The 23811-nt window shown below is 65.7% G+C and carries 16 protein-coding genes; 13 read left to right on the top strand and 3 right to left on the bottom strand.

Translation table 11 applies throughout. The features are described 5' to 3' along the window. The first annotated feature begins 27 nt into the window (after nt 1-27). From argB to dapE, 8 genes are all read left to right on the top strand, one after another. Nucleotides 28-897, top strand: a complete 870-nt coding sequence (gene argB / locus LG047_RS16115) for an acetylglutamate kinase (RefSeq protein WP_036282941.1) — start codon at nt 28-30, stop codon at nt 895-897. Nucleotides 898-1059: 162 nt separating this feature from the next. After that, entirely contained in the window at nt 1060-1785 is a 726-nt protein-coding gene (locus LG047_RS16120) for a pyrimidine 5'-nucleotidase (RefSeq protein WP_227967771.1), read from the top strand. A 182-nt stretch (nt 1786-1967) separates the two neighbouring features. Beyond that, nucleotides 1968-2966: a hypothetical protein gene (locus tag LG047_RS16125; protein ID WP_227967773.1), complete on the top strand. Its 999-nt coding sequence runs from the start codon at nt 1968-1970 to the stop codon at nt 2964-2966. A 125-nt stretch (nt 2967-3091) separates the two neighbouring features. Beyond that, nucleotides 3092-3949, top strand: coding sequence for a 2,3,4,5-tetrahydropyridine-2,6-dicarboxylate N-succinyltransferase (dapD, locus tag LG047_RS16130; protein ID WP_036282937.1), 858 nt, complete (start codon nt 3092-3094; stop codon nt 3947-3949). Beyond that, entirely contained in the window at nt 3949-4431 is a 483-nt protein-coding gene (locus LG047_RS16135; RefSeq protein ID WP_227967775.1) for a hypothetical protein, read from the top strand. The genes dapD and LG047_RS16135 overlap by 1 nt, the downstream gene beginning before the upstream one ends. 42 nt (nt 4432-4473) lie before the next feature. Next, nucleotides 4474-4701 carry a DUF1902 domain-containing protein gene (locus tag LG047_RS16140; protein ID WP_227967777.1) on the top strand — a complete coding sequence of 76 codons (228 nt, stop codon included), beginning with the start codon at nt 4474-4476 and terminating at the stop codon, nt 4699-4701. Continuing rightward, the gene (locus LG047_RS16145) at nt 4701-4895 is read left to right on the top strand and encodes a type II toxin-antitoxin system HicA family toxin (RefSeq protein ID WP_227967778.1); all 195 of its coding nucleotides are present in this window, start codon (nt 4701-4703) and stop codon (nt 4893-4895) included. The genes LG047_RS16140 and LG047_RS16145 overlap by 1 nt, the downstream gene beginning before the upstream one ends. A 3-nt stretch (nt 4896-4898) precedes the next feature. Then, nucleotides 4899-6056, top strand: a complete 1158-nt coding sequence (dapE, locus tag LG047_RS16150) for a succinyl-diaminopimelate desuccinylase (RefSeq protein ID WP_227967779.1) — start codon at nt 4899-4901, stop codon at nt 6054-6056. Here dapE and LG047_RS16155 read toward each other — a convergent pair whose 3' ends face one another. The 3 genes from LG047_RS16155 to LG047_RS16165 are packed head-to-tail and all read right to left on the bottom strand — an operon-like array spanning nt 6057 to nt 19230. Further along, entirely contained in the window at nt 6057-8282 is a 2226-nt protein-coding gene (locus LG047_RS16155; RefSeq protein ID WP_227967780.1) for a transglycosylase domain-containing protein, read from the bottom strand. A 2-nt stretch (nt 8283-8284) separates the two neighbouring features. Next, nucleotides 8285-14116: an Ig-like domain-containing alpha-2-macroglobulin family protein gene (locus LG047_RS16160; RefSeq protein ID WP_227967781.1), complete on the bottom strand. Its 5832-nt coding sequence runs from the start codon at nt 14114-14116 to the stop codon at nt 8285-8287. Nucleotides 14117-14133: 17 nt separating this feature from the next. Then, on the bottom strand, nt 14134-19230 hold the full coding sequence (locus LG047_RS16165; protein WP_227967782.1) for a hypothetical protein: 5097 nt from the start codon (nt 19228-19230) through the stop codon (nt 14134-14136). 262 nt (nt 19231-19492) lie between these two features. Here LG047_RS16165 and LG047_RS16170 point away from each other — a divergent pair, with 262 nt between their 5' ends. The 5 genes from LG047_RS16170 (at nt 19493) to ccoP (ending at nt 23730) form a co-directional block, all read left to right on the top strand. Then, nucleotides 19493-19897, top strand: a complete 405-nt coding sequence (locus LG047_RS16170; RefSeq protein ID WP_227967783.1) for an SH3 domain-containing protein — start codon at nt 19493-19495, stop codon at nt 19895-19897. 337 nt (nt 19898-20234) lie between these two features. Beyond that, nucleotides 20235-21890 (top strand): cytochrome-c oxidase, cbb3-type subunit I, encoded by a 1656-nt coding sequence (gene ccoN, locus LG047_RS16175; protein ID WP_227967784.1) that lies wholly within the window; start codon nt 20235-20237, stop codon nt 21888-21890. Between the two features lie 11 nt (nt 21891-21901). Beyond that, entirely contained in the window at nt 21902-22657 is a 756-nt protein-coding gene (gene ccoO, locus LG047_RS16180; RefSeq protein WP_051134503.1) for a cytochrome-c oxidase, cbb3-type subunit II, read from the top strand. A gap of 4 nt (nt 22658-22661) precedes the next feature. After that, nucleotides 22662-22859 carry a cbb3-type cytochrome c oxidase subunit 3 gene (locus LG047_RS16185; protein ID WP_036282924.1) on the top strand — a complete coding sequence of 66 codons (198 nt, stop codon included), beginning with the start codon at nt 22662-22664 and terminating at the stop codon, nt 22857-22859. After that, nucleotides 22843-23730: a cytochrome-c oxidase, cbb3-type subunit III gene (gene ccoP / locus LG047_RS16190; RefSeq protein ID WP_036282923.1), complete on the top strand. Its 888-nt coding sequence runs from the start codon at nt 22843-22845 to the stop codon at nt 23728-23730. The genes LG047_RS16185 and ccoP overlap by 17 nt, the downstream gene beginning before the upstream one ends. Nucleotides 23731-23811: the final 81 nt, after the last annotated feature.

Below are 23811 nucleotides of genomic sequence, written 5' to 3' on the forward strand. Positions count from 1 at the left end.
CGGGCTTCTCCCTGCGAGGCCAGCCCCATGACCATCGACTCAGCCGACAGCGCGCTTCAGCAGGCCCGCATTCTCATGCAGGCGCTGCCGCACATGCTGCGCTACGACGACACGATCGTCGTGGTGAAATATGGTGGGCACGCCATGGGTGACGACAAGGTGGCGCGCGACTTCTCCCGCGACATGGTGCTGCTCGAGCAATCCGGCGTGAACCCGGTCGTGGTGCATGGCGGCGGGCCGCAGATCGGGGCCATGCTCAAGCGTCTCGGCGTCGAATCGCGCTTCGCCGACGGGCTCCGCATCACCGACGGGGAGACGATGGGCATCGTCGAAATGGTGCTCGCCGGGTCCATCAACAAGCAGATCGTCGGCTTCATCAACGCGGAGGGCGGCCGCGCCATCGGCCTTACCGGCAAGGACGGTCGCATGGTCAGCGCGAAGAAGCTGGAGCGGCCGGACGGCGTCGATCTCGGTTATGTCGGCGAGCCGGACAAGGTCGATACGACCGTGCTCGATCAGGTGCTGGGTCGCGAGCTGATTCCCGTCCTCGCGCCCGTCGCGCAGGGGCCGGGCGGCGCGAGCTTCAACATCAACGCCGACACTTTCGCCGGCGCCATCGCCGGCGCGCTCGGGGCCAAGCGCCTCATCTTCCTGACCGACGTTCCCGGCGTTCTCGACAAGGACAAGAAGATCATCGAGGAATTGCGCGTCGCGGACATTCCCGGCCTCATCGCCGACGGCACGATCACCGGCGGGATGATCCCCAAGGTCGAGACCTGCATGTACGCCATCGAGCGGGGCGTCGAAGGCGTCGTGATCCTCGACGGCAAGCTGCCGCATGCGGTGCTGATCGAGCTGCTCACAGATCACGGCGCCGGCACGCTGATCACGCGGTGAGTCCTATCGGCGACGCGCTCTTTCTCATTGCGGGCGATGGCGCGGCAGGCGCGAACTTGCGCCGTAGGTGCAAAAGCGACGGCCGCGTCCCATATGGGGGACAGTCGCCGGCTCGCGCCGCGACATCGTTGTTTCCATGCGGGCCGGCGCAGATGGGCGGCCATGATGGCCATACAGATGCTGAACACCGGTGAACGCGTGAACGAACGCTTCTCCCATATCGACACCTGGGTGTTCGATCTCGACAATACGCTCTATCCGCAGACCGCCGACCTTTGGCCAAAGATTGACGCGCGCATAACGCTTTTCATGATGCGCCTCTTCGGGCTCGACGCGATCTCGCTGCGCGCGCTGCAAAAGCATTATTACATGCGCTACGGCACGACGCTGCGCGGGCTGATGGTCGAGCATCAGGTCGACGCCGGACATTACCTCGAATATGTCCACGACATCGACCGCTCCTGCCTCGAACATAATCATTCGCTCGCCGAAGCCATCGCGGCGCTGCCGGGCCGCAAGCTGATCCTCACGAACGGCTCGCGCCATCACGCCATCGCGACGGCGAAACAATTGGGCGTCGACCATCTCTTCGAGGACATTTTCGACATCATCGCCGCCGATTTCATCGCGAAACCGGAGGCGGCGGCCTATGAGCGTTTCTTCGACAAGCTGAAGGTCGACCCGAGGCGCGCCGCGCTGTTCGAGGATCTGCCCCGCAATCTCGCCGTGCCCCACGCACGCGGCATGACGACCGTGCTGGTGCTGCCGGGCGCGGGCGAGAACGTCGAGCGCGAGGCATGGGAAATCGCCAGCGGCGACGAGCCGCATATCGATTTTGTCACGGATGATCTGGTGGGGTTTCTGGAGGAGATAGCGGCGCGGGCTTGAGCTTGCGCGCTGGGCGCAGCCGCGCCAAACTGCCGCCATTGCTCAAAATGGAGGCGTAAGCGATGAATTTGTTTCGTTCAGTTGCTCTGTTGGGCCTTCTTGCGGCGTCATCCGCGCCTGTGTTCGCTCAGGAGGGGATGGGCCGGACGAGCGTCCGCCAATTTGGGGCGATTTGCAACGGCGTGCATGACGACACAGAGGCTTTCGCCCGTGCCGTCGCCGCCAATGCCGGGGGCTTGCTGACCGTTCCCGCGGGCCGCTGCGTCCTCAGCGACACGATCGTGATCTCGAAACCCATCAAGATCGAGGGCGTTGGTCTGGGGAGCCAGATTTACGGACGCAACGACAAGACTCTTTTCCTACTGAAGGAGGTCAAGGGCGTCGTCATGCGCGACCTTTATCTCGGCTCGGCGTCCTCGGCGGCCGGGGTCAGCCTCATAGAGCTGGACAGGAGCCATCATAACGAGATTTCCGGCGTCACGATGCTCGGCGGCTATTACGGCGTCCATCTCGCCGGAGCGCTGCTCAACACCTTCAACGGCCTGCGTAGCGGCGTGAACATCAGAGGCTTTTTCGCCCCTGTTTCGGAAGGAAATCATTACTGGGTCTTCGCGGAGCGGCGCGATCCTTACGCCGCCAACGCCAACACATTCATCGCACCGGCGCTCGAAGGCGGAAAAAATGGCGTTTATGTGCGGGACCAGCCGCGCGCGAGTTGCACGGGGTGTCTGCGCGGCGGAGAGGGCAGCGTCACCATCGTCGGCGGGACGATCGAGGGCGTGAGGGGCGGGACGGCGCTCACGCTGGATCGTACTTTTCTTGCCTCAAACATCACCGGCGTTCATTTCGAGGCCAATACGCAGGACGTCGCCATCATCGACTCCGCCAATGTCCGCCTGACCTCCATCACCTCGCTTGGCGGGCCCGGCGGCTCAGGCGATGGAGGGATCAGGGTCACGGGTCTGAATGGCGGACAGTTCGTGCGCAACATTCAGATCAGCGACAGCGTCGTTCAGCAATTCTTCGCCGAGCCGAATGTAAGGCGGCTGCAATTGCAGAACATCGTCACGGATCTGCAATGCACATCGCCGGACAATGGCGCGCTCGCGCCCTTCATCACGCCACCGGCGCCCTTCGATCCCAGCGTCGTCTACGCAAATATCGGGCATAACTGCACCTGAGGCGCAGGGTCGCCAGCGCCGGGCTTCCAGACGCCGCCGGGGCGGCCGGCTCTCGGAAGCCCGGTTGACTCCCCCCGCCATACCCCTACAACCCGCCACAGCCTTCACACAGCATCGGGACATTCATGCCGCACACGGGACTCGAGACCCTCATCACCGCCGCCTTCGAGGATCGCGCCAATATCAACGCCGAGACGCAGGGCGACATCCGCCGCGCCGTCGACAGCGCGCTGCGGCTGCTCGACAGCGGCAAGCTGCGCGTCGCCGAGAAGATCGAGGGCAAGGACGGCCCGGATTCGTGGAAAGTGAATCAGTGGCTCAAGAAGGCCGTGCTGCTCTCCTTCCGCCTCAACGACATGTCGGTGATCGCGGGCGGGCCCGGCGGCGCGACGTGGTGGGACAAGGTTCCGTCCAAATTCGTGGGCTGGGGCGCTGGCGAGCATAGCGCGGCGGGATTCCGGTCCGTTCCGGGCGCCATTGTGCGCCATTCGGCCTTCGTCGCGCCGGGCGCGATCCTGATGCCGTCCTTCGTCAACCTCGGGGCCTATGTCGATGCGGGCACCATGGTCGACACATGGGTGACGGTCGGCTCCTGCGCGCAGATCGGCAAGAACGTACATCTCTCCGGCGGCGTCGGCATCGGCGGCGTGCTGGAGCCGCTGCAGGCGAATCCGACCATCATCGAGGACGACTGCTTCATCGGCGCGCGCTCCGAGGTCGTCGAGGGCGTCGTCGTCGGCAAGGGCTCGGTCCTCTCCATGGGCGTCTTCATCGGCGCCTCGACAAAGATCATCGACCGCGCCACGGGCAAGGTCCATATGGGCTATGTGCCGCCGTATTCGGTGGTGGTGTCCGGCAGCCTGCCGGGCAAGCCGCTGCCGGACGGAACGCCCGGCCCGTCCCTCTATTGCGCCGTGATCGTCAAGACCGTCGACGCGCAGACGCGCTCGAAAACCGGCATCAACGAACTGCTGAGGGACTGATGGCGATCGACGCCGAGCGCATCCGCTTTCTCTATCGCACGGACCAGGGCCGCGTGGATCGCGCGACCTGGCTGCGCGGCGTGGGCGCGCTTGCCGCCGTCATCGCGCCCTTCATGCTCGTCTGGACCGCGCTCTCGCCCTATACGGAGCATGATCTCACGACAGACCCGTTCTTCAAGCCGATGACCGCGGTCGCATATGCTTTCGTGATCATCTACGCCTTCGTCGTGCTGCTGGTCGCGATCAGTTTCGTCAATCTGTCGGCGAAGCGTTTCCGCGATCTGGGCCGGACCCCGCCGCTCGGCCTCGCAAGCCTTCCGCCCTTCGCCGCGCTCATCGCGGGCGCGACGCATTGGCTGCAGCCGCGCGTGGCGGAAGTGATGCCGATCTATTGGGTCTGGGGCGCGGACGCCGCGCTCGTCGCGGTGATCCTGTGGACTGTCTACGAGCTAGGTTTTTCGGAACCGCGCCCGAAAGCTTGAGCTTGCTTGACAAGCGACGGGCGCGCGCCGATCTTTCATTGCATGGCGAGACCTATCCAAATCGACGCGCAATGGGACGATGGCGCCCATGTCTGGATTGCGACCAGCCGCGACGCCCCGGGCCTCGTCGTCGAAGCGGAGTCATGGCAGTCGATGATCGACGAAGTGCGCGCCATCCTGCCGGACCTTCTCGAACTCAATGAAGGCGCAAGGACAGACGTGTCCTTGACATTCAGAGCGGAAACGCATCTCGCGCTTGCCGCCGGCTGATGGCCGATTTCTACCCGCAGCTTGTCTCGCTCCTTCTCGCCGCGGGATGTCGGCTGGTTCGGCCCGGCAAGGGCAGTCAGGAAATTTGGCATAGAGCGATCACGGGACGAAACTTCTCCTTGCCGCGCACCACGAAATCGCGTCATACGGCCAATGAGGTTCTGAAACAGGCTGGACTGCCGAAGGTTTTTTAGAAAATGTCGCAATCCCGCGCCGTCTCCCTCGCCCGCGATCTCATCCGCTGCCCCTCCGTCACGCCCGCCGACGCCGGCGCGCTGGACGTGGTCGAAAAGACCCAGAAGGCCATCGGTTTCGAGACGCATCGGCTCACCTTCTCCGAGCCCGGCACGCCGGACATCGACAATCTTTTCGCGAAAATCGGCTCTGGCGCGCCGCATCTCGTCTTCGCCGGCCATACCGACGTCGTGCCGACGGGAGACGTCGCGCGCTGGCGTTGCGATCCCTTCGCGGGCGAGATTGCGGACGGCAGGATTTACGGGCGCGGCGCGAGCGACATGAAGGGCGCCATCGCGGCCTTTCTCGCTGCGACGCTCGCCTATGTCGAGAAGCATGGCGCGCCGAAGGGTGCGATCTCCTTCCTCATCACCGGCGACGAGGAAGGCCCCTCGATCAACGGGACGGTGAAGCTCCTCGAATGGGCGCGGGCGCGCGGCGAGAAGTTCGACCATTGCATCGTCGGCGAGCCGACGAATGTCTCCGCGCTCGGCGATACGATCAAGATCGGGCGTCGTGGCTCGCTCAATGGCAGGATCCGCGTGCTCGGCAAGCAGGGGCATGTCGCCTATCCGCACCGTGCGGAAAATCCCGTGCCCGTCATCGCGCGCATCGTGGCCGCGCTGTCGGCGCACGAGTTCGATCGCGGCACGACGCATTTCGACCGCACCAATCTCGAGGTCTCGTCGATCGACGTCGGCAATCCGGCGGTCAATGTCATCCCTGCGGAGGCGCGCGCGCAGTTCAACATCCGCTTCAACGACGCCTGGACGATTCCGGCATTGCAGGAGCGCGTGAGCGCAGTGGTGCGGGAAGCGGCCGGCGCCACGAAGGCGGAAGTCGAGTTCCTGCCAAGCAACGCCATCTCCTTCATTACCGAGCCCGGCGATTTCACCGAACTCGTCTCGCATGCGGTGAAGGACATGACCGGCGTCACGCCGGAACTCTCGACAAGCGGCGGAACGTCGGATGCGCGGTTCATCACGCGCTATTGCCCGGTGGTGGAGTTCGGCCTCACGAACGAGACGATCCACGCCGTCGACGAGAATGCGTCCGTCGAGGACATAGACGTGCTGGCGGCGGTCTATGAGCGCATCATGACGCGCTATTTCGCGCGCTGATCATTCTATTGTGACACGCACGGGGCGTGAGGCGAGAGGCGCGAGCGCCAGCCGCGCCTCGATGCGATGCGAACCGGGCGTCATCGGCCAGAATACTGTTTCGTCGGCCCGCGCCAGCATAAAAGGCTGACCATCCACGACCCACAATATTTGCGCCTCGCGCGCGCCGCTCGCCAGTTTCAGCGCGAGCTTGTTGAAGCGCTCCGGTTGCTCCGGATTGCGCCAGATATGCATGTTGTGTTCCGGCGTGGCGATGACGAGAGCGCCGGCCCGGGTTTCCTCCATATCCGCGGCGCGCGTCGTGACCGCGGGCGCAACGGGTCTTTGGGCCGCTTCCTCCGGCCTCACCCATTCCCGCAGCGTCTGGGCGCAGGCGGGGCCGGCGTCGGCGCGGCAGAGATCGATGGCGACGCGATCGGGCGGCGGCGCGAAAGCCTCGGGCGCAATCTCGCCGGTTTTCGCGCCATGCAAATGCGCCATCACGGCATGCGCCAGCCGTGCCGCCGAGACGGCGCCGCCGATTCCGCGCATCGCGCCCGCGTCGCCGCGCCCCATCCACACCCCGACGATGTATTTGTGCGAATAGGCGAGCGTCCATGCGTCACGATAATTCTGCGACGTGCCGGTCTTCACCGCGACCGCGAAAGGATATTCGAGCGGACCATAGCGCGGGAAGGACGGCAGCCGCGCCTGCGGATCGGAAAGGAAGGACGTGATCAGCCTCGCGCTGTCGATCGACATGACGCGACGGGACGGGCTTCTCCGTTCGTCGCGCGCGAAGGAGAGATCATTCATCACGCCGTCGTTGGCCAGCGCGCCATAGGCGCGCATCAGATCTTCGAGCCTCGTCGGCAAGGCGCCGATCGCCATGGAGACGCCGAAGCTTTCCGCGGGCGCCTCCAGATCGTGCAGGCCGAGTTCGTGCAGGAAATGGAAATTTTCCTCCAGCCCCACGCGGCGCAGGAGATTTGTGGCCGGCACGTTGCGCGAATTGGCCAGCGCCTGGCGCGGCGTCAGGGGGCCGAGAAACTGGCCGTCGGCGTTGCTGACGCCGGAGGCGCCTTCGGCGGCGTCGTCGAGCAGATCGGTCGTCTTCAGCACGCCGCGCTCGAAGGCGAGCGCGTAGACGAAAGGCTTGAGCGTCGAGCCCGGCGAACGCTGCACGCGCGTGAAATCGAAAGCGCCGGCGCGCGGATCGCGATAGTCGGACGAGCCGACGTCGGCGATCACGGCGTTGGTTCCGCGCTCCGCGACCATCACCGCCACCTGCCGCGCGCCGGCCCCGCGGAATGTGGAGAGATAGCGCCGCGCGAGATCGGCGACGTCGCGCTCGACGCCGAGATCGATCGTCGCATTTATGCGCGGGTCGCGCGGCGAGGATGCGCGCACGCGGCCTTCGCGCGCCAGGCGCTCGTAACGCAGCGCCAGATGCAGCGACTCAGGCCGGCGCTTCGCCGCAAAGGGTCGCATCGCGCTCAATTCGCGCCGCGCCATTTCCGCCTGCGCGGCGTCGAGCGCGCCATCCTTTTCGAGCTGCGCGATGGCGTGACGCGCGCGCGCCGCCGCCAGCCGCAAACCGCTCTCGCGCGTGATGTTCATGCGTCCCGGCGATTGCGGAATGGCTGCCAGCAATGCGACCTGCGCCCATGACAGATCGTCGAGCGGCTTGTCGAAATAAAAGCGCGCGGCGTGCGCGACGCCATGACTGCCGAGCCCATAGGGCGCGAGGCGCAGATAATGCGCGAGCGTCGCCTCATGGCCATTGCGGCCGACGATCGCGAGGCCGGTCGCCGCCTCCCGAATCTTGTTGAGGAAGGTGCGCGGCTGCGGCTCCTGCATGCGCGCGACCTGCATGGCGATGGTCGACGCGCCTTCGGAGCGCCCATGCCGGAAGAGATTTTTCCACGCCGCGCGCAAGACCGCGCGCGCGTCTACGCCGCCGTGCGAATAGAAGCGCCGATCCTCCAGCACCAGGGTTGCAAGCGCGACGCGTTCGGGAATTCTTTCGAGCGGCCAATAGCCGTATTCGATATGTTTCCCGCCTTTCGCCTCGCGCGTGACATGGCCGATCTGCGTGAGAAAGGCGCCGTTGCGATCATAGACGATCTCGCCGCCGCGCGGCGCGACGAGATCGGCGCGTCGCATCGCGTCGTCGAGCAGCAGCGCCGCGCCGCGAAGCGTCACGGCGATCGACGCGAGCGCGACGAGGAGCGCTGTCCGGCGCATGGCTATTTAACGATCTCCACGCGCGCCCCCGTGCTCGCGCCGCGCACGCCTTTCTTGTACATCGTCTCGACCAGAGCCGGCGGCTGTGTGTAAGAGCCAGCCGTCTGCGCGCGCAGGCGGAAGGCGAAACGATAGTTTCCTTTCGGCAGCGAGTCGTAAGCATAGAAGACGCGATCGTCGCCGAACGAAACCCATGTCGGCGCAAGCGTCGGCGCGCTGGAGGGCTGCGCCTCGGCCGGCGCGGTCGCAATGTTCGGATTGAGCGGTTCGTAACCCGCGGCGATCGGCAGCGATATCGCGACATAGGTGCGGTCTTCGGGATTGACGACCTCCGCCGTCTCCTCGACGACGTCGCCCTGCGTCACGCGCAGCACGCCGCCGGTCGGCTCCAGCTTCTCCGGCGCCGCGCCGCTCTTCACACGCCAGCTCTGGCGCGTGATCGCGAAGCCCTCGCTCGCGGCCTGCGCTTCGGCGCCCGCCTCGGCGGGAACATAACGCGTCTCGACGAGCGCGATCAGCGGCGCATTGGAGTTGTTGGAGATCGACAGCGGCGCGTCGTCTTCGCTCAGGTGACGCGCGACAGGATTATTGGCGTCGATGGTGACGATTTGCGCTTCTCCTTCGCCGCGCCTGAAAGCGACGCCGATCGGCGCGACGGGACGCCGCCAGCCTTCCGCCAGGGCTTCGATCGCCGCGGCGTTGGCGTTGGTCGCGCCCCAGCCGTCGCCTTCTCCAAGGCGCAGCAGCGCCTCGCGCAACACGGGCGCACGGGGATCGGAAGGCGCGGCGAGCGCGGCGGCGCGCAGCATCTCCGCAAGGCTGCGCGTCTCGGACGGCAGAATGACCGGCGAGGCGCTTTCGGCCGCCTGTCCCGCATAGACCTGCGCGCCTCTGCGGCTCGCGAATTTCACGCGGCTCCACATCGTCTCGATGAGCGAGGCGACAATGCGCTGGTCGACATTGGGCAGACGCGCGGCGGCGCCGGCCATTTCCGCGACGCTTTCATTGGGCAGGAAATCCGCGCGCCGGGCAAATTCCGCGACGTAGGATTCGTCGAGCTTGCCGCCCTCCGCGAGCGCCGACAAGGCGGCGACGCGCTCGCGCATTTCCTCGCCGCCAAGCAGGCGCGGATAGTCGGAGCGCAGCGATAGTTGGAGAATATTCGCAAGCCGGTCGGTCAGCGTCTTGTCGATCGTCTCGCCCGAGCGCTGCGCCTGCGCGAGAAACGCATACGCCCATGCGGTCAGCGAGACATTGCCCTGCGCGCGCGGCCAGAAGGCGACGAGCCCGTCGCCATCGATGGATTGCTCGATCTGCTGCGCCGTCGATTTCACAATTCCCGACACGCGATCTTCCAGCCCCGCAGCCGCCAGGATCGGGGAAAAGCTCTTCAGCGCAAGGCCCGCGCGCGCGACCGACAGGCGCTGCTCCGTACAGCCATAGGGGTATTCGACGAGAGCGTTGAGCCCCGCGACGAGCTTCACCAATGCGGGGTCCGCCGCAACGATCACCTCTCGTGAGAATGTTTTTGCGCGCGCTGTTTCGCCTGCGGAGGCAAGCGTCCTGGTTTCGCCGGGCGCGATTTCGACGATTTCATATTTGCGCGTCGGTTCGCGATCGGGCTTGACCGGCAGGTCGATTTCGACGGCGTCCCTCGCGCGGTCCGCGTCGCGATCGATGCGGAAGGACAGTTTCGTGCTGTCTTTCGCCGACGCCGGAACGTCGGCGCGCAGATCGACGCGCACGGGTCTGTTCTGCGTCCATTCAATTTTGCGGCTCGTTTCCCCCGTCAGTTTCAGCTCGGGCGCTGCGATCGCCGTCTTGCCGGCGCCGCCGGGCCCTTCGACGACGCGCGCGACGAGGCCGATGTCGAAACTGTCGCCCGGCCGCACGAAGCGCGGCAACGCCGGCTGCGCCACGAGTTCCTGACGGATCAGCATCTCGCCGCCCGCGGCGCCGAAACGGTCCGGCCCGCTCACGGCCTTCGCGCGCAGCTTGAAGACGGTGAGCGTGTCCGGCAGCGACACCTTTATTTTAGCGACGCCGTCGGGACCGACTTTCACACTCGGCAGATAGATCGGAACGGGCGTGAAATTCTTGCGGACGGAAATATTGTTCTCCGCGCCCCATTCCTGCAACTCGCCGCCGTCGCCGCCGGCGATTTCTTCGAGCGGAATGACGCCGAAGGCCATGTTGCGCGTATCGCGCGCCGCCATTTTCGTCTCGCGCGCGACGATGAAGTCGGGCAGCGGATCGAGCGGGCGCTCCTTGGCGAGCGACAGCACCGCCTGATCGACCATCCAGAACGTCGCTTCGCCTGCGACCGGCTTGCCGGCATCATCGGAGAGGCGCAGCGTGACTTCAACTTCCTGTCCCGGACGCGCCTTGCCGGGATGTTCGAGCTTCACATTGACGATATTCTTGACCGGCGTGACCTCGATCCATTTCGTCGCGGCGATGGTGACGGGCTTGCCCTGATCGAAATTCGCGGCGGCTTGCGGCGCGCTGTCCTTCAGCCTTCCGCGCATGATGAGGAAATGGACCGCGAGTTTGGGCGTCTGCTCCTTCTTCACCGGCAGCGCATAGCGGCCGAAGCCGTTGGCTATGTCCACGAAACTGTAATCATAGACGCCGCCCGGCTGCTCGACGATCGCCAGCGCGCGCGCGTTCTGGAATGGCGACTGAATGATCAGCGTCGCCGTTTCGCCGGGCGCATATTTTTCCTTGTCGGTCGTGACCGTCGCGGAGGAAGCCGGCGGGCGCGCGAAAGTCACGGGCGTCTCGCCGCCGACGAAGAAATCGACGCTCACCTGCTGTCGGCGTTTCAGCCTGTCAAAGGCTTCGAGCTGCACGACATAGACGCCGGCCTCCTTCGCCTCCAGTTCGATTTTCTGCGCGTCCTTCGCGCTCGTCACCTTGCGCTCGAGGATCGTTTCGTCCTGCACCTGCGTGACATATTTCGCCGCGCCCTGCGCGAAGTCGCTCGCCTGCAGCGTGGAAATCCAGTTGCGCCGGATGAGGCGCAAAGTCATGTCGAGGCCCGCGATGGCGTCGCCCTTGCCGTCGACGGCGATAATCTCCGGCGTCACGGCGCCGGGACGCTCGACGTAGCGCGGCGTTTTCACGCCGAGCACGAAAGGCGGCAGCGCGATGACGTTCTGCACGTTTCGCACTTCGATTCCGTCGTCGCCCGTAACAGTCGCCTCGATCGAATAGCGGCGCGGCTGCGCGGTGGGTTCGATCGTCGTGTCGAAGGTCATGCGCGCGGCGCCTCCGGCGTCGGTGCGCTGGTCGCGCTCCAGAATGGCCGTGGATTTGAACTTGCCCTCGCCGGAGAAGCGCGCGTCGGTCGAAAAGAGAAAGCCTTCCCGGCGCGGCGGCGTGAACACATGCGGGAACTGCGCCGCGCGCCATTTGACGGGCCGCTCCGCGGCGAGCCCGCCGGCGAAATAGCGCGCCAGGAGATCGACGTCGAAGGTTCCGTCGAGCGCGACGGTCTGCGGCGCATTGAGCACGACTTCGAAGGTTGGCAGCCGATAGGCTTCCTTCTTGAAGCTGAACTGCCCGCATGAGAGCTCCTGCCCGGCGTCGGCGGATTCGGTCTCTGAGGTTTCCTCGCTATCGCTCGCCGTTTCCGCCTTCGCCTTTTTCGCCGGCGCGTCGGGTTCGAACTTCACGGCGTAGTCGCCCGTCGCGGGCGTCTGCGCGTCGAATTTGTGATAGAAACTTCCGGCGGCGTCGAGCTTGACGGGGATACGCCATTCCTGATTGCCCGGGCCGGTGACGACGAGCGTTCCGCCGTTCTTCGTCAGGGTCAACGCGCCGCCGCGATAGCTTCTCACAAAGCCCTTGATGTGCGCCGGCTCCTCGGGCCGGTAGATCGGGCGTTCGGAGAAGACATGGCAGAGCGTGCGGGCCTTCTCCGCGCGCGGCGCATCCGCGTCGCTGGTCCATGACAGCCATTGCGCTTCCGGCTTCGACCAGATTTCCTTCGAATATTCCGAAGGCGCGCTGTCGGGATCGATAACGAGCGTATCGAGCCCCTTGCTCACCACGACGCGACGCAACTCGCCGTCGCCGCGCTTGCCCGGACTCCAGGAGAAGAAGCCCGAAGAGTCCGTCGTTCCATTCGCCAGCGTTACGAATTTGTCGTCCTTCACGCCTTCGATCCGGATTTGCGCGCCGCTCACCGGCTGCGCCGTCGCGAGCGAGGTGACGGCGAAGCGCACGCGCGTCGGCTCCTCGATGGCGGAGAGCGACAGGTCGGTGACCTGCACGCGCAGCCATTTGCGCTTGTCTTCATCGACCGTGCGCAGGCCGACGAGATAGGTTCCCGGCTGTTCGCGTCCGGCGACGCGCGCGAAATCTTCCTTGAGGTCCAGCCCGAATTTGGCGTCGATTCCATTGCGGCGGATCGGCAGTTCGACGAGGCGCGACACGGCGGGCGAACCCAGGAATTTGACGCGCTCCCTGATTGCGTCGGCTTCGATATTGGCGCTCTCGCTCCAGCGTTTCGGCTCGTTACCCGGCAGCGGCGGCGCCTCGCTGTCGACTGTCTCGACGCCATGTTCGGGGAAGGGCCAGAAATCGCGCGACAGCGGGTCGATCGCATGGATGCGAATGTCCGCGCGGTCATAGCCGCGTCCGCGCAGCGGCAGAAGCTGCGGGCCGAGGCGTTCGACGACGCCGTAGCCGGCGTCCCATTGCAGCGCGGGCGTGTCGCGCGTGAAGGCGAAACGCTGCGAGAATGCGCTCGCAAGCGGGCGTCCGCGATTGTCGCGCATGGCGCCCGGCGCGATGGAAAGTTCATAAACCGTGTCGGTGAGGAATTTCGCCGAAACTTTGAGATGCTGACGATCGACCTCGGCCGCGAGATCGTCGACCGGCGGCGTAACGCGCAAAGCCTCGCGCGCGCGCAAAATGTCGAGCGCTTCCGGCTGCGTCGTGAAGGTTAGTGTAAGACGGCGTTTGTTCGTCGGCGTATAATTAGTGCCGACGTCGCCGCCTTCCTCCTCGCCGCTTTCGGGTGCTGGCGGCGAGTCGCCGTTCGACTGGCAGCGCAACACACCCGCAAGCTTGTCGTCGCTCCAGCCATGTCCGCAGGTCGTTTCCGTCACGGCGAAGGGCGGAGCGGTGCGCACGCGCAATTCGTAGTTCTCGTCGTCGAGGCCTGGCTCGTCCGAGAGTTTCAGGCGCAGTATCGCAACACGGCCGTCGGAGATCGGCTCGCGAAAGCGCAGGACATAGGTCTGCTCGCTGCTTCGCTCGGCGCGTTCGAGCGGGCGAATGTCGAAGGCCGAGGCGCTGAGCATTTGCCCGCCCTGGGGCGACACGCCCGGCGAAGGACGCAATTCGACCGTCATCAGCCGCTTCAGCGCGGCGACGTCGACGGGCTCGGAAAATGTGAGCGAAATCTGCGTCAGCTCGGGCGTGGGCTCGGCGTCCGCAGCCGGATTGGTCGATTTCGGAGTCGGCAGGAGCGCGACGAGTTTCGTTTCCGCGGCGCCGAGCTTCACGCTCAGGCGCGCGAGCGGCTTCCATGCTTCGGCCGGACGAAATTGCAGGGCGCGCGGACCGATCCACCGCCATTCGCCCGCGGGCTGCGGCGCGACGGCGACATATTTCCCGGGCGTGTCTTCCGCGCCGCCGGCCTTCGGTCCGGTATCGGCGGGAAAGAAGATCGTGAGGGGATCATAGCTGCGCAGGAAACGATCCGGCGTCACGCGCGCGCCGTCGGCGCGTTGCGCGCGGTCGAAGGCCGGCGGCGGTTCGGCGCGCACAGGCTGCGCGAAGGAGAGCGCCGCACAGAAGAGAAGGAGAAAAGACTTTTTCATCGAAGCGCCTTTCGGGCTCATTTTGCTTTGGTCTTTTTCATGCCGGCCTTGTCGAGCAATTCGGCCACAACTTCATCCGGCGGCGCAGCAGGCGGCGGCGAAATGCCGACAATCGCCGCGCGAATGGTCGTCGCTCCGGCGTCGGGCGGAACGCGCGCCTCGATGAAATAGCGGCCCGGCGAAAGCTTCAGCATTTGCGTCACGCCGTCGCCGAGAATCTTGCCGCTTGCGTCGAGCACGCGCGCGCTGACGCGATCGGGCGCGGCGCGCACGCCAATTCCAATGTCGCCGTCGCGAGTCGTTTCGAAGGAGAAGAGCGCGCTCGCGCCGGGCGAAACGGCGACGGGATCGTTCACGCCCTCATGCACGGCGATCACCGGCTGCGCGGAGACGTCGAGCGTTCCGGACAAGGCGCCGTCATGCGGGGCGTATACGTCCAGCGTCGCGTCGCCCGCCGCCATGTAGCGATGGAGTTCGACGCCGGAGGCGAAGGCGAGCGTCTCGCGTTTTCCGTTCTGCGTAAAGGCGACGAGCGCCGGCGCATTGCTCGAAGCGCCGATCATCACGGGGGCGTCGCCTTTCAGGGTGAAGCGCATCGCCGCGCCTTCTAGCGCGACGCGCTGCGGCGGCGCGAGCGGGCGCGCCGTCGGCTGCGGCCAGGGCGCGGCGCCGCCGCGTTCGATCCAGACGGCGACGAGGCCCGGCTTGTAGGCGATGATCGCTTCGCCAGGCCCGTCGAGCGCGAGGTCGACGCCGCGCGCAACGCGTCCACTTCGCGAAACGACGGTCGCGTCGGCGCCGATGACGATCATGCGGTCGCCCTTCTGCGCATCGACCGGCAGGGAGATTTCTCCGCCGGCGCCGAAGAAGCGCTTGAACGCGGTCTTCGCATTCAACGTCAGCGCCGCGTCGGGGAGGCGCGCAATCCGGGCGGGCAGGGGCGCGTCGCCGACATTGACCAGCCACCAGCGCGAGCCGGCGCCATGCAGGATGCGCGCGGTCGCCGCTCCATCGCCGAAGACGCCGTGCGCGTCGGTGAAGGCGGCGACGCCGCCCGCGAGGTCGAGCGCGAGGGGCGCGTCGGATTTGTCGATGTCGACAGGCTGGGCGGTCATCGGCGCGATGACGCCCGAGAAGAGCGCGCCGACGGAAACCGGAGCGCGCGTGTCGACGTCGATGGCGCGTAGCGCGACGCGCATCGCGCCGGCGCCGCCAGCGTTCCACAATTGCGGCGCGGCGTCGCCGGCGAGCGCCAGAGCCGCGCCGGGGGCGACGCCCATGCCGCGGCCAGCCTCGATTCCCGGCTGCGCGAAGGCGGAGCGCGCGAGCCACAACCGCGTCTTGCCCTTAGGCGCTGCGAGCGGCGGCAGTTGGGCGCGCTCGTTCTCGCCGATGTCGAGCGAGATTTCCTCACCCTTCCATTCGAAGGCGACGACGCGCGGCTTCGTCTTGCAGTCGCGCGTCATCAGCCACAGCGCCTGAGCTTGCGGGGCCAGGGGACCAGAGCGCGCGGCGCGCAGCAATTGCGCGGGCGCGGAACCCACGGCCACGCCGTCGGACGCAGATAGTTCGACAAGCGCGGCGTCGGGCGTCGCCGCCTTGGCGACGCAAATTTGCGGTGTCACGCCGTCGACGATCTCCGGTGTTATGTCGCCGGCGCCCCGCGCGCGTCGATCGATGCTTCGCGCGGCGATGGCAATGGGCGTTGCGCCGCCTCCGACAGGCCACACGACCGCGCGCCATTCGCTCTTGTCGTCGGGCATGGGCCACGCCGCCGCGGGCGCGACGCCGCGTTCGACGCCGATGACGCGCCAAGCGCCATCTGCGCCGCGGCGTTCGATGGACAAGGCGACTTCGCTATCGGCGCGCGCGGCGACGAGCGCGAGTTCTCCCGGCGGCGTGGCGGGGAGGCGCAGGCGATGCGCGCCGGCGCCCGTGACGACTGTCTCGCCGCTCGACGTCAGGGCGCCATCGTCCTTTTCGTCCATCAGCGCGAGCCGGATTTCGACGCCGCTTTGGATTTCTTCCTCTGTCGCGTCCGACGCCGCGCTTTCATCGCCAGCGCTTTCGCTGTTCGCGCTCTCGTCGCTCGAGTCTGAGCCTTCGCCTGACGGTTCAGCCACAACGCCGAGTGTCTCGAGTTCGAGCCGATAGTCTCCCGCCGGCAGGCGACGCGACATTGCGACATTCCAGTCGTCGGCGCGGGTCTGCAGGCGCTCGACGATGTCGCCCGTCACATTTTTCAGCACGCCGATCGTTTCCTCGTCGTCAAAGCCCGTCACATCGACGATGGCCTCGTGCGCAAGTGAAAATGCGAGGGTCGCGGGGAGATCGACGCGGCGCGGCGCGTCGGGCTGCAATTGTGCCGAAGTGAGTGAAATCTCGTAATCGAGGCGGTCATCGTGGCCGAGACTGCGCGCGTCGACGCGATAGTCTCCGGCGGCCAGTTTTCCCTTGAAGGGGCGGTCGCCGACCACCTTGCCGATCGACTCCTTTTCGCCTTTCACAATATCGCCGATCATGCCTTCGCCGATGGTCAGTTCGACGTCGGAGTCGCCATGCAGCGTGAAGCGCCAGACGTCGGGCGCGCGCGGCGCGTCCTTCGTCTGCGGTTCGCGCCATTGCAGCCTTTGCGGCTTCTCGAAGGGCAGGGCGTGTGGACCATGGCCTTCGAGGTCCGCCGCGGCGACGACGGGCGTGAGGCGCATGACCATGCGCGCCTCGACATCTTCGGGCGTGACGACGAGGCGATAGGCGCCGGGTTCGTAGCGGCGCGTCTCCCGTTTGAATTTGCCGGGCGGCGCGAGCGGCCAGCCGTCGGCGTCCTCGATGCGCGCGCGCCATTCGCGCTTCAGGCCGAGCAGGTCGATGCGATAATCGCCGGCTTTCGTGATTTCGAAAGGAACGACGGCGCCCTTGCCGGGTTCGAGCGTCGCGCGCGCGCCGCCGGCGTCGGTTACTTTCGCCGTCGGAGTCAGAATCGCGGGCGTGATCGAAAGGCCGAGATGGCCGGCGGATTCCTTTGCGGTGACGGCGGCGCGGTAGGCGCCCGCGCGCAGGAAGGTCGTCACCAGCCCGTTCTTGCCGGGGCCGTTCGCTTCGCCTTCGCCCAGTCGCGGCGTCGCGGTCGCGCCGACGCGCAGCGCCGTTTTCATGCGGCCGAGAGTCTCGATGCGGTAGAGGCCGCCTTCGGCGACGTCGAACCGCAGGTTTTTCGTTTCATCCTGAGCGAGATTGAAGAAAGCCGGGCGGCCTGCGGCGGCGCGGACGATCTTGCCTGCATCTTCGATCTTCGCCGATTCGCCGCCGTCGGTCGCCGGCGCGTCGGGAAGGAAGACGAGGCCGATTGCGCGATCCTTTTCGACGGGCGCGATTTTAACCGTGACGACGCGCTTGTCGTTCTCGATCTTTTCGTCGGCGAAGGTCAGGGCGACGTCGGCGCCTGTCTCGTCGCGCGCAATAATCTTGCCGGCTTTCGGCGTGCGCGTCGCCAGCGAGATTTCCTTGTTCGCATCCTGATGCAGGGCTAGCGGCGCCTTGTCGAGCTCCGCCGGCAGGGCGACGACGCGCGGACCGGTGAGGAGCCCCGGCGCGACATTGGCGAGGATGAGATAGGAACCGTCCTTTTCCAGCCGATGCTCGCCAAAGGAGATCGATGCGCGCGACGGCGGCGCGGTCGGCGCCGGCGCGGCGAGACCGGGCGGACCGAGCGTGACGTCGACCACGCCGCCGGAGCCGTTTTGCGGCTCCAGCACGAGGAAATAATAGCCCGCGGCGAGATCGTAGCGGATCGCGTCCTTGCCGTCGGCGCGCGGCGCCGATGTCCCCAGCGCCGGTTCGATCGTCGCGCGCAGCTTCACGCCCTTGACGTCGATCTCGACGGGACCGTCGCGCGTCGCCTCGAACAGAAGGGAGGTCGAGCCGAGGACGTTGAACCTGCCGCGCCACGCCTTGCCGACGCCGATGCGCGGGGCGTCCGAGGCTATTACGCGCGTCTTGCCGTCCTTTTCGAGCCGCGCGAGGAGCGCCGTCGCCGGAGCCTCGTCGCCCCCCTCGCCCGCGACGTCGATCGAGACGAGATGCGGACCTTCGGCCTCGAATATCTCGCGGTTCGACTGATGGACGGCGCGCAGATTGAACGCCTGTCCTTCAAGGCCGGAGATTTCCAATCGCGCCGGCGCCTTGCCGTCGGCGGCGACGCGCGCAATCGCGACCGGAGCGCGGCTCGTCTTGTCGATGATCGTCGTGTCACGCGCGCTCCCGCGCCTCGCGTCGAGACGCGCGGGCTTCTGCTCGGGGAGTTCGAGACGGAATGCGTCGTAGCTCGCCGGCGCCTCGAAACGCGCGGCGCCGAACGGGCCGATGACGCCCTCCGCAACGCCCGCCGCCAGCAGCGCCGGATCGGCGAGACGCAACATGAAAGGCTGCGTCGTCGCGCCGTCGGACCAGACGAGTTTTTCGCCGCCATAGGCCGTCACAACATAACGTCCGGGAGACAGCGGGCCTTCGAGACGCAGCCGCGTCATGTAGCGGCCGGGTTTCGTCTCGACGGCGCCGCGCTCGAAGGTGAGGTCGACGAGCGCCCCGTCGGATTGCCAGACGCGCAGGTCCCGCAGGGAGCGGCCGACGGCTTCGAGATAGACCGGACCCCCGGCGTTTACGTCGAGCGTGTAGGAACGCTGCTGAAGGTCGCCGAGTTCGCCGTTCTCAACCTTGCCCTGGACGAGCGAGGGACGCGACGCTTCCATTTCCGCAAAGGGCTCGGCCGCGAGCATGACCTTGCCGCTCGCGCCTTTCGCGCCGGCGACGCGAATTTTATACACGCCCTTGTCGAGCAGCGCATCGATGCGGCCGTCGCGCAGACCCGCAGCGCCGGCGGACTCCATCGGTCCGGCGACCATGTCGACGAGTTCGATGCGCGCGCCGGCGGGGCTCTTCGCCCGGATCGAGTAGCGCCCCGCAGCGGGGATTGTCAGCAGGCTCGCGCCATCACGGTCTGCCGGCAGATCTCTTGGCGAAAATTGCGCCGCGGCGGACCTCTGTTTCGTCTCCGCTATGGCGTCTCGGCCTGTCGAGGCCTGGGGCGAAATGAGGGAGGCCGCGAGCGCGGCCATGAGAGAAAACGCAATTCGCCGCATGAGGACACCATAAGAAGCGACGCGGGACAAAGAACGCTGAAACCATGCGCCGCGCGTCAAACATAGGGCGCGTCTCGGTGGAAAGTCGAGACGGGTCGAGCCCTTGTCTCTGTCGTCATACGGTCGCACGCCCGCGTCCTTTCGAGATTTGAGACTGCGGCTTTTTCCTTTAGATTAGGACCGCCGCTTCCGATTTGCGCCGGCGCACATCGGGAGCGGCGGCGACATTGGAGGCGATATGCGGCGTCCGCTGCTGGCGATCATGGTTATTCTCGCTGCGCTCGCCGCGGCAGGGCAGGCGGCTGCGAACATGCTGACCCTCGCCGAACCCGTGGAATTGCGCGCCGGGCCGGGAGCGCGTCATCGGGTGGTGGCGTCAGCGCCGGCGGGCGCGACGCTGGTGGTGCTGCGCGACGGCGAGCAATGGACGAAAGTCTCGCTCGATGGCAGGCGCGGCTATGTGGCGACGGCCATGCTCGTCGAAGCGCCGCCGGTCGCCGTCGCGCCCGCCGACGATCCCACCTGCGACTACGGCTACCCCTACTCGGGAAGCGGCCTGTTTTTCTCGCCGCCGCACACGCAGTTTCGTCACAGCGGTCTATTGGGATTCTTCCTCGGCTATCATCGCCGCTATCCCTGCTGAGCCGCATTTTCCGCCGCGTTCCGGCTGCGACATAATCGCGCGACGACCCGATATCGAGATCCTTCGGGCGTCGTGACGCGACCGGGCCGAACGCGTCAAATGCAAGCGCCGCCTAGCGCCGCGCATGTCGCAAAAATTTGATCTGTGACAATTGCGCGCACAAACGAAGCTTGGCTTTAAAATTTGATCAATATCAACTTCCGCGCTCTATTGCGCTGTACAATTCAACCTGTGAATCGAGGGTGAAAGAGTTGGCACAAGCCTCGCTTTCCCAAGCGGGGCCATAATTCTCGCATCCGCACGAAATTTTTGCGCAACCACTCGAGGACGAGACATCATGGAGCGCCCACCTCTGATCTCGAAACGCATGACCTTCGGCGAAATATCGCTGTCGGCGATCTTCGCGGCGCTCGCCGTCGCGACGGCCTATATTGCGACGAAAGCCTACACCCCGGCCTACGCCTTTCATGCGGCGACGTTCTCGCTCGGCTCAGTGGCCGCGGTCGTCGCCATACTGCTGCGTTACCGCGCGCGGCCGGCGACGCTCCCGCCGCTCGTGATCGACGGACGCCCGAACTACAATTACGGGCCGATCAAATTCACCTCGATCGCCGCGCTGTTCTGGGGGATCGCGGGCTTCACCGTCGGCCTCTATCTGGCGCTCGAACTCGCCTTTCCGGTCTTCAATCTCGATTTGCCCTGGATCAACTTCGGCCGCCTGCGGCCGCTGCACACATCCGCGGTGATCTTCGCCTTCGGCGGCAACGTGCTGCTCGCGACGTCCTTCTACGTCATGCAGCGCACGAGCCGAGCGCGCATCGCGGGCGATCTCGCGCCGTGGTTCATCGTGCTGGGCTACAACTTCTTCATCCTGATCGCCGGCACGGGTTATCTGCTCGGCATCACGCGATCGCATGAATACGCCGAGCCGGAATGGTACGCGATCCTGTGGCTCGTCGTGGTGTGGGTGACCTATCTGCTGGTCTATCTCGTCACGCTCGCGCGGCGCACCGAGCCGCACATCTATGTGGCCAACTGGTTCTACCTGTCCTTCATCGTGACGATCGCGGTTCTGGTCCTCGGCAACAACACCGAGATCCCGATCTCGATCTTCTCGCCGCACTCCGTGATTGTCTGGTCCGGCGTGCAGGACGCGATGATCCAGTGGTGGTACGCCCATAACGCGGTGGGATTCTTCCTCACCACCGGCTTCCTGGGCATCATGTATTACTTCATCCCGAAGCGCACGGGCCGGCCGATCTATTCCTACCGCCTGTCGATCGTGCACTTCTGGTCGCTGATCTTCCTCTATATCTGGGCGGGTCCGCATCACCTCCACTATACGGCGCTGCCCGACTGGGCGCAGACTCTCGGCATGGTCTTCTCGGTGATCCTGTGGATGCCGTCATGGGGCGGCATGATCAACGGCCTGATGACGCTCTCGGGCGCGTGGGACAAGCTGCGCACCGACCCCGTGCTGCGCATGCTGGTCGTGTCGGTCGCCTTCTACGGCATGTCGACCTTCGAGGGTCCGCTGATGTCGGTGAAGGCGGTGAATTCGCTGTCGCACTACACTGACTGGGGCATCGGCCACGTGCATTCGGGCTCGCTCGGCTGGGTGGCCTTCGTGTCCTTCGGCGCGCTCTACTGCCTGATCCCCTGGGTGTTCAACCGCCAGCTCTATTCGCTCAAGCTCGTGAACTGGCACTTCTGGATCTCCACGATCGGCATCGTTTTCTACATCACCTCGATGTGGGTGGCGGGCATCATGCAGGGCCTCATGTGGCGCGCGTATACGCCGCAGGGCTTCCTCGAATATTCCTTCGTGGAGACGACCGAGGCGCTGCATCCCGAATACATCATTCGCGCGATCGGCGGCGGCCTGTTCCTGATCGGCGCGCTGATCATGGTCTACAACATCTACCGCACCCTTGCCTCTCCCGCATTGGAGCCGACGTCGGACATCGCCGCGGCGCCCATGCCTGCCGAGTGAGGACGAAAGACATGTCGCAATCGACTCAACACGCGCCTTCCTCCGGCGGACTGCAAAAACTGCTGGAGACCAATTCGATCCTGCTCGTCGTCGCCATCCTCGTTCTGGTGTCGATCGGCGGCGTCTTCGAGATCGTGCCGCTCTTCTATCTGAAGAACACGATCGAGAAGGTCGAAGGGATTCGCCCCTATTCGCCGCTGGAGCTTGCGGGCTTCAACATCTACGTCCGCGAGGGCTGCTACACCTGCCATTCGCAGATGATCCGGCCCCTGCGCGACGAGGTGGAGCGTTATGGTCACTACTCGCTCGCCGCGGAGAGCATGTACGACCATCCCTTCCAGTGGGGCTCGAAGCGCAATGGTCCCGACATTGCGCGCGTCGGCGGCAAATATTCGAACGACTGGCAGCGCGACCATCTGCGCAGCCCGCGTTCGGTCGTGCCGAGTTCGATCATGCCGGGCTACCCGTTTCTCGCGACGACGCCGCTCAAATCGGAGCACATCGAAGAGCAGATGAAGACGCTGCGCATCGTCGGCGTGCCATACACCGACGAGCAGATCGAGAACGCGCAAGTCGATCTCAAGGCGCAGAGCGGGCCGGACGACCCGGGCGCCGCCGCCATGCAGAAACGCTATCCCAACGCCGTCCTCATGGACGTCGCCTCCAAGGGCGGCGTGACCGAGGAGGACGCGCTCATCGCCTATCTGCAGCACCTCGGCGTCTCCGTGGACTTCAAGCTCTACGACGACAAGGCCAACATCAGGTGATCCCATGAACGGAGCAGCGGCCGAAGTCGTATCGACCTATGAAGCGTGGCGCGCATTCGCGGCGTCATGGGGTCTGATCTTCTTCGGCGTGATTTTCCTTGGCGTCATCGCCTACGTCTTCTGGCCCTCGCGCAAGAAGTCGTTCGATGAAGCAGCCGAAATGCCTTTGCGAGAGGATGACGACGATGTCTCAGGACGCTGAGCACGGAAAGATCAGGATCGACGAACACAGCGGGGTGCCGACGACCGGCCATGAATGGGACGGCATCGAGGAACTGAACACGCCGCTGCCGCGATGGTGGGTGTGGACCCTCTGGGCGACGATCATATGGGGAATCGCCTATACGGTCGTTTACCCGGCCTGGCCGACTTTTTCGGGCGGCACGAAGGGGCTGTTCGGCTGGAGCTCGCGCGATCAGGTGGCGCAGGAGATGGCCGATCTGCAGGAGACGCGCGGACCGATCCTCGCCAAGATCAAGGACGCCTCGCTCGAGCAGATCGAGTCCAATCCTGAACTGCTGGCGGCGGCGCGCATGGTCGGCAAGGTCGCCTTTGCGACGAACTGCGCCGCCTGCCACGGCGCGGGCGGGCAGGGCGCCAAGGGCTACGCCAACCTCAACGACGACGACTGGATCTGGGGCGGCAAGCTCGCGGACATCCGGCAGACGATCGAGCATGGCGTGCGCTGGGACGCCGACAAGGCGACGCGGACCTCCGCCATGCCGGCCTTCGGCCGCGACGGCATATTGACGCCGGAGCAGATCTCGATCGTCGCGGATCATGTGCGCACCTACGCCGAAACGCCGGACTCGGATGCGCCGACGGCTGAGGGCGAGAAGCTCTACGCCGAGAACTGCGCCGCTTGCCACGGCGTCGAGGGCAAGGGCAATCCCGAAATGGGCGCGCCCGCGCTTTATGATCAGGTCTGGCTCTATGGCTCCGACAAGCCGTCCATCGTCGCCCGCATCACCAATGGCGGCGGCGGCGTGATGCCGGCCTGGAAGGACAAGCTCGACGAAACGACGATCAAGGCGCTCACCGTCTACGTCCATTCGCTCGGCGGCGGGCAGTAGGCGCGGCGTTTTGCCCGGCGTCCTTGTCCGGGCGCCCTCACGACACGATCTGCGAGTCGGAACTTTCCGACTTGCAGCAGG

The sequence above is a fragment of the Methylocystis sp. WRRC1 genome, from assembly GCF_020733155.1.
Taxonomy (GTDB): domain Bacteria; phylum Pseudomonadota; class Alphaproteobacteria; order Rhizobiales; family Beijerinckiaceae; genus Methylocystis.

Excerpts from the sequence above, each read along its gene's own strand:
- argB (WP_036282941.1), top strand. The coding sequence starts at position 28 with ATGACCATCGACTCAGCCGACAGCGCGCTTCAGCAGGCCCGCATTCTC.
- LG047_RS16120 (WP_227967771.1), top strand. The coding sequence starts at position 1,060 with ATGATGGCCATACAGATGCTGAACACCGGTGAACGCGTGAACGAACGC.
- dapD (WP_036282937.1), top strand. The coding sequence starts at position 3,092 with ATGCCGCACACGGGACTCGAGACCCTCATCACCGCCGCCTTCGAGGAT.
- LG047_RS16135 (WP_227967775.1), top strand. The coding sequence starts at position 3,949 with ATGGCGATCGACGCCGAGCGCATCCGCTTTCTCTATCGCACGGACCAG.
- LG047_RS16140 (WP_227967777.1), top strand. The coding sequence starts at position 4,474 with ATGGCGAGACCTATCCAAATCGACGCGCAATGGGACGATGGCGCCCAT.
- LG047_RS16145 (WP_227967778.1), top strand. The coding sequence starts at position 4,701 with ATGGCCGATTTCTACCCGCAGCTTGTCTCGCTCCTTCTCGCCGCGGGA.
- dapE (WP_227967779.1), top strand. The coding sequence starts at position 4,899 with ATGTCGCAATCCCGCGCCGTCTCCCTCGCCCGCGATCTCATCCGCTGC.
- LG047_RS16155 (WP_227967780.1), bottom strand. The coding sequence starts at position 8,282 with ATGCGCCGGACAGCGCTCCTCGTCGCGCTCGCGTCGATCGCCGTGACG.
- LG047_RS16160 (WP_227967781.1), bottom strand. The coding sequence starts at position 14,116 with ATGAAAAAGTCTTTTCTCCTTCTCTTCTGTGCGGCGCTCTCCTTCGCG.
- LG047_RS16165 (WP_227967782.1), bottom strand. The coding sequence starts at position 19,230 with ATGGCCGCGCTCGCGGCCTCCCTCATTTCGCCCCAGGCCTCGACAGGC.
- LG047_RS16170 (WP_227967783.1), top strand. The coding sequence starts at position 19,493 with ATGCGGCGTCCGCTGCTGGCGATCATGGTTATTCTCGCTGCGCTCGCC.
- ccoN (WP_227967784.1), top strand. The coding sequence starts at position 20,235 with ATGGAGCGCCCACCTCTGATCTCGAAACGCATGACCTTCGGCGAAATA.
- ccoO (WP_051134503.1), top strand. The coding sequence starts at position 21,902 with ATGTCGCAATCGACTCAACACGCGCCTTCCTCCGGCGGACTGCAAAAA.
- LG047_RS16185 (WP_036282924.1), top strand. The coding sequence starts at position 22,662 with ATGAACGGAGCAGCGGCCGAAGTCGTATCGACCTATGAAGCGTGGCGC.
- ccoP (WP_036282923.1), top strand. The coding sequence starts at position 22,843 with ATGTCTCAGGACGCTGAGCACGGAAAGATCAGGATCGACGAACACAGC.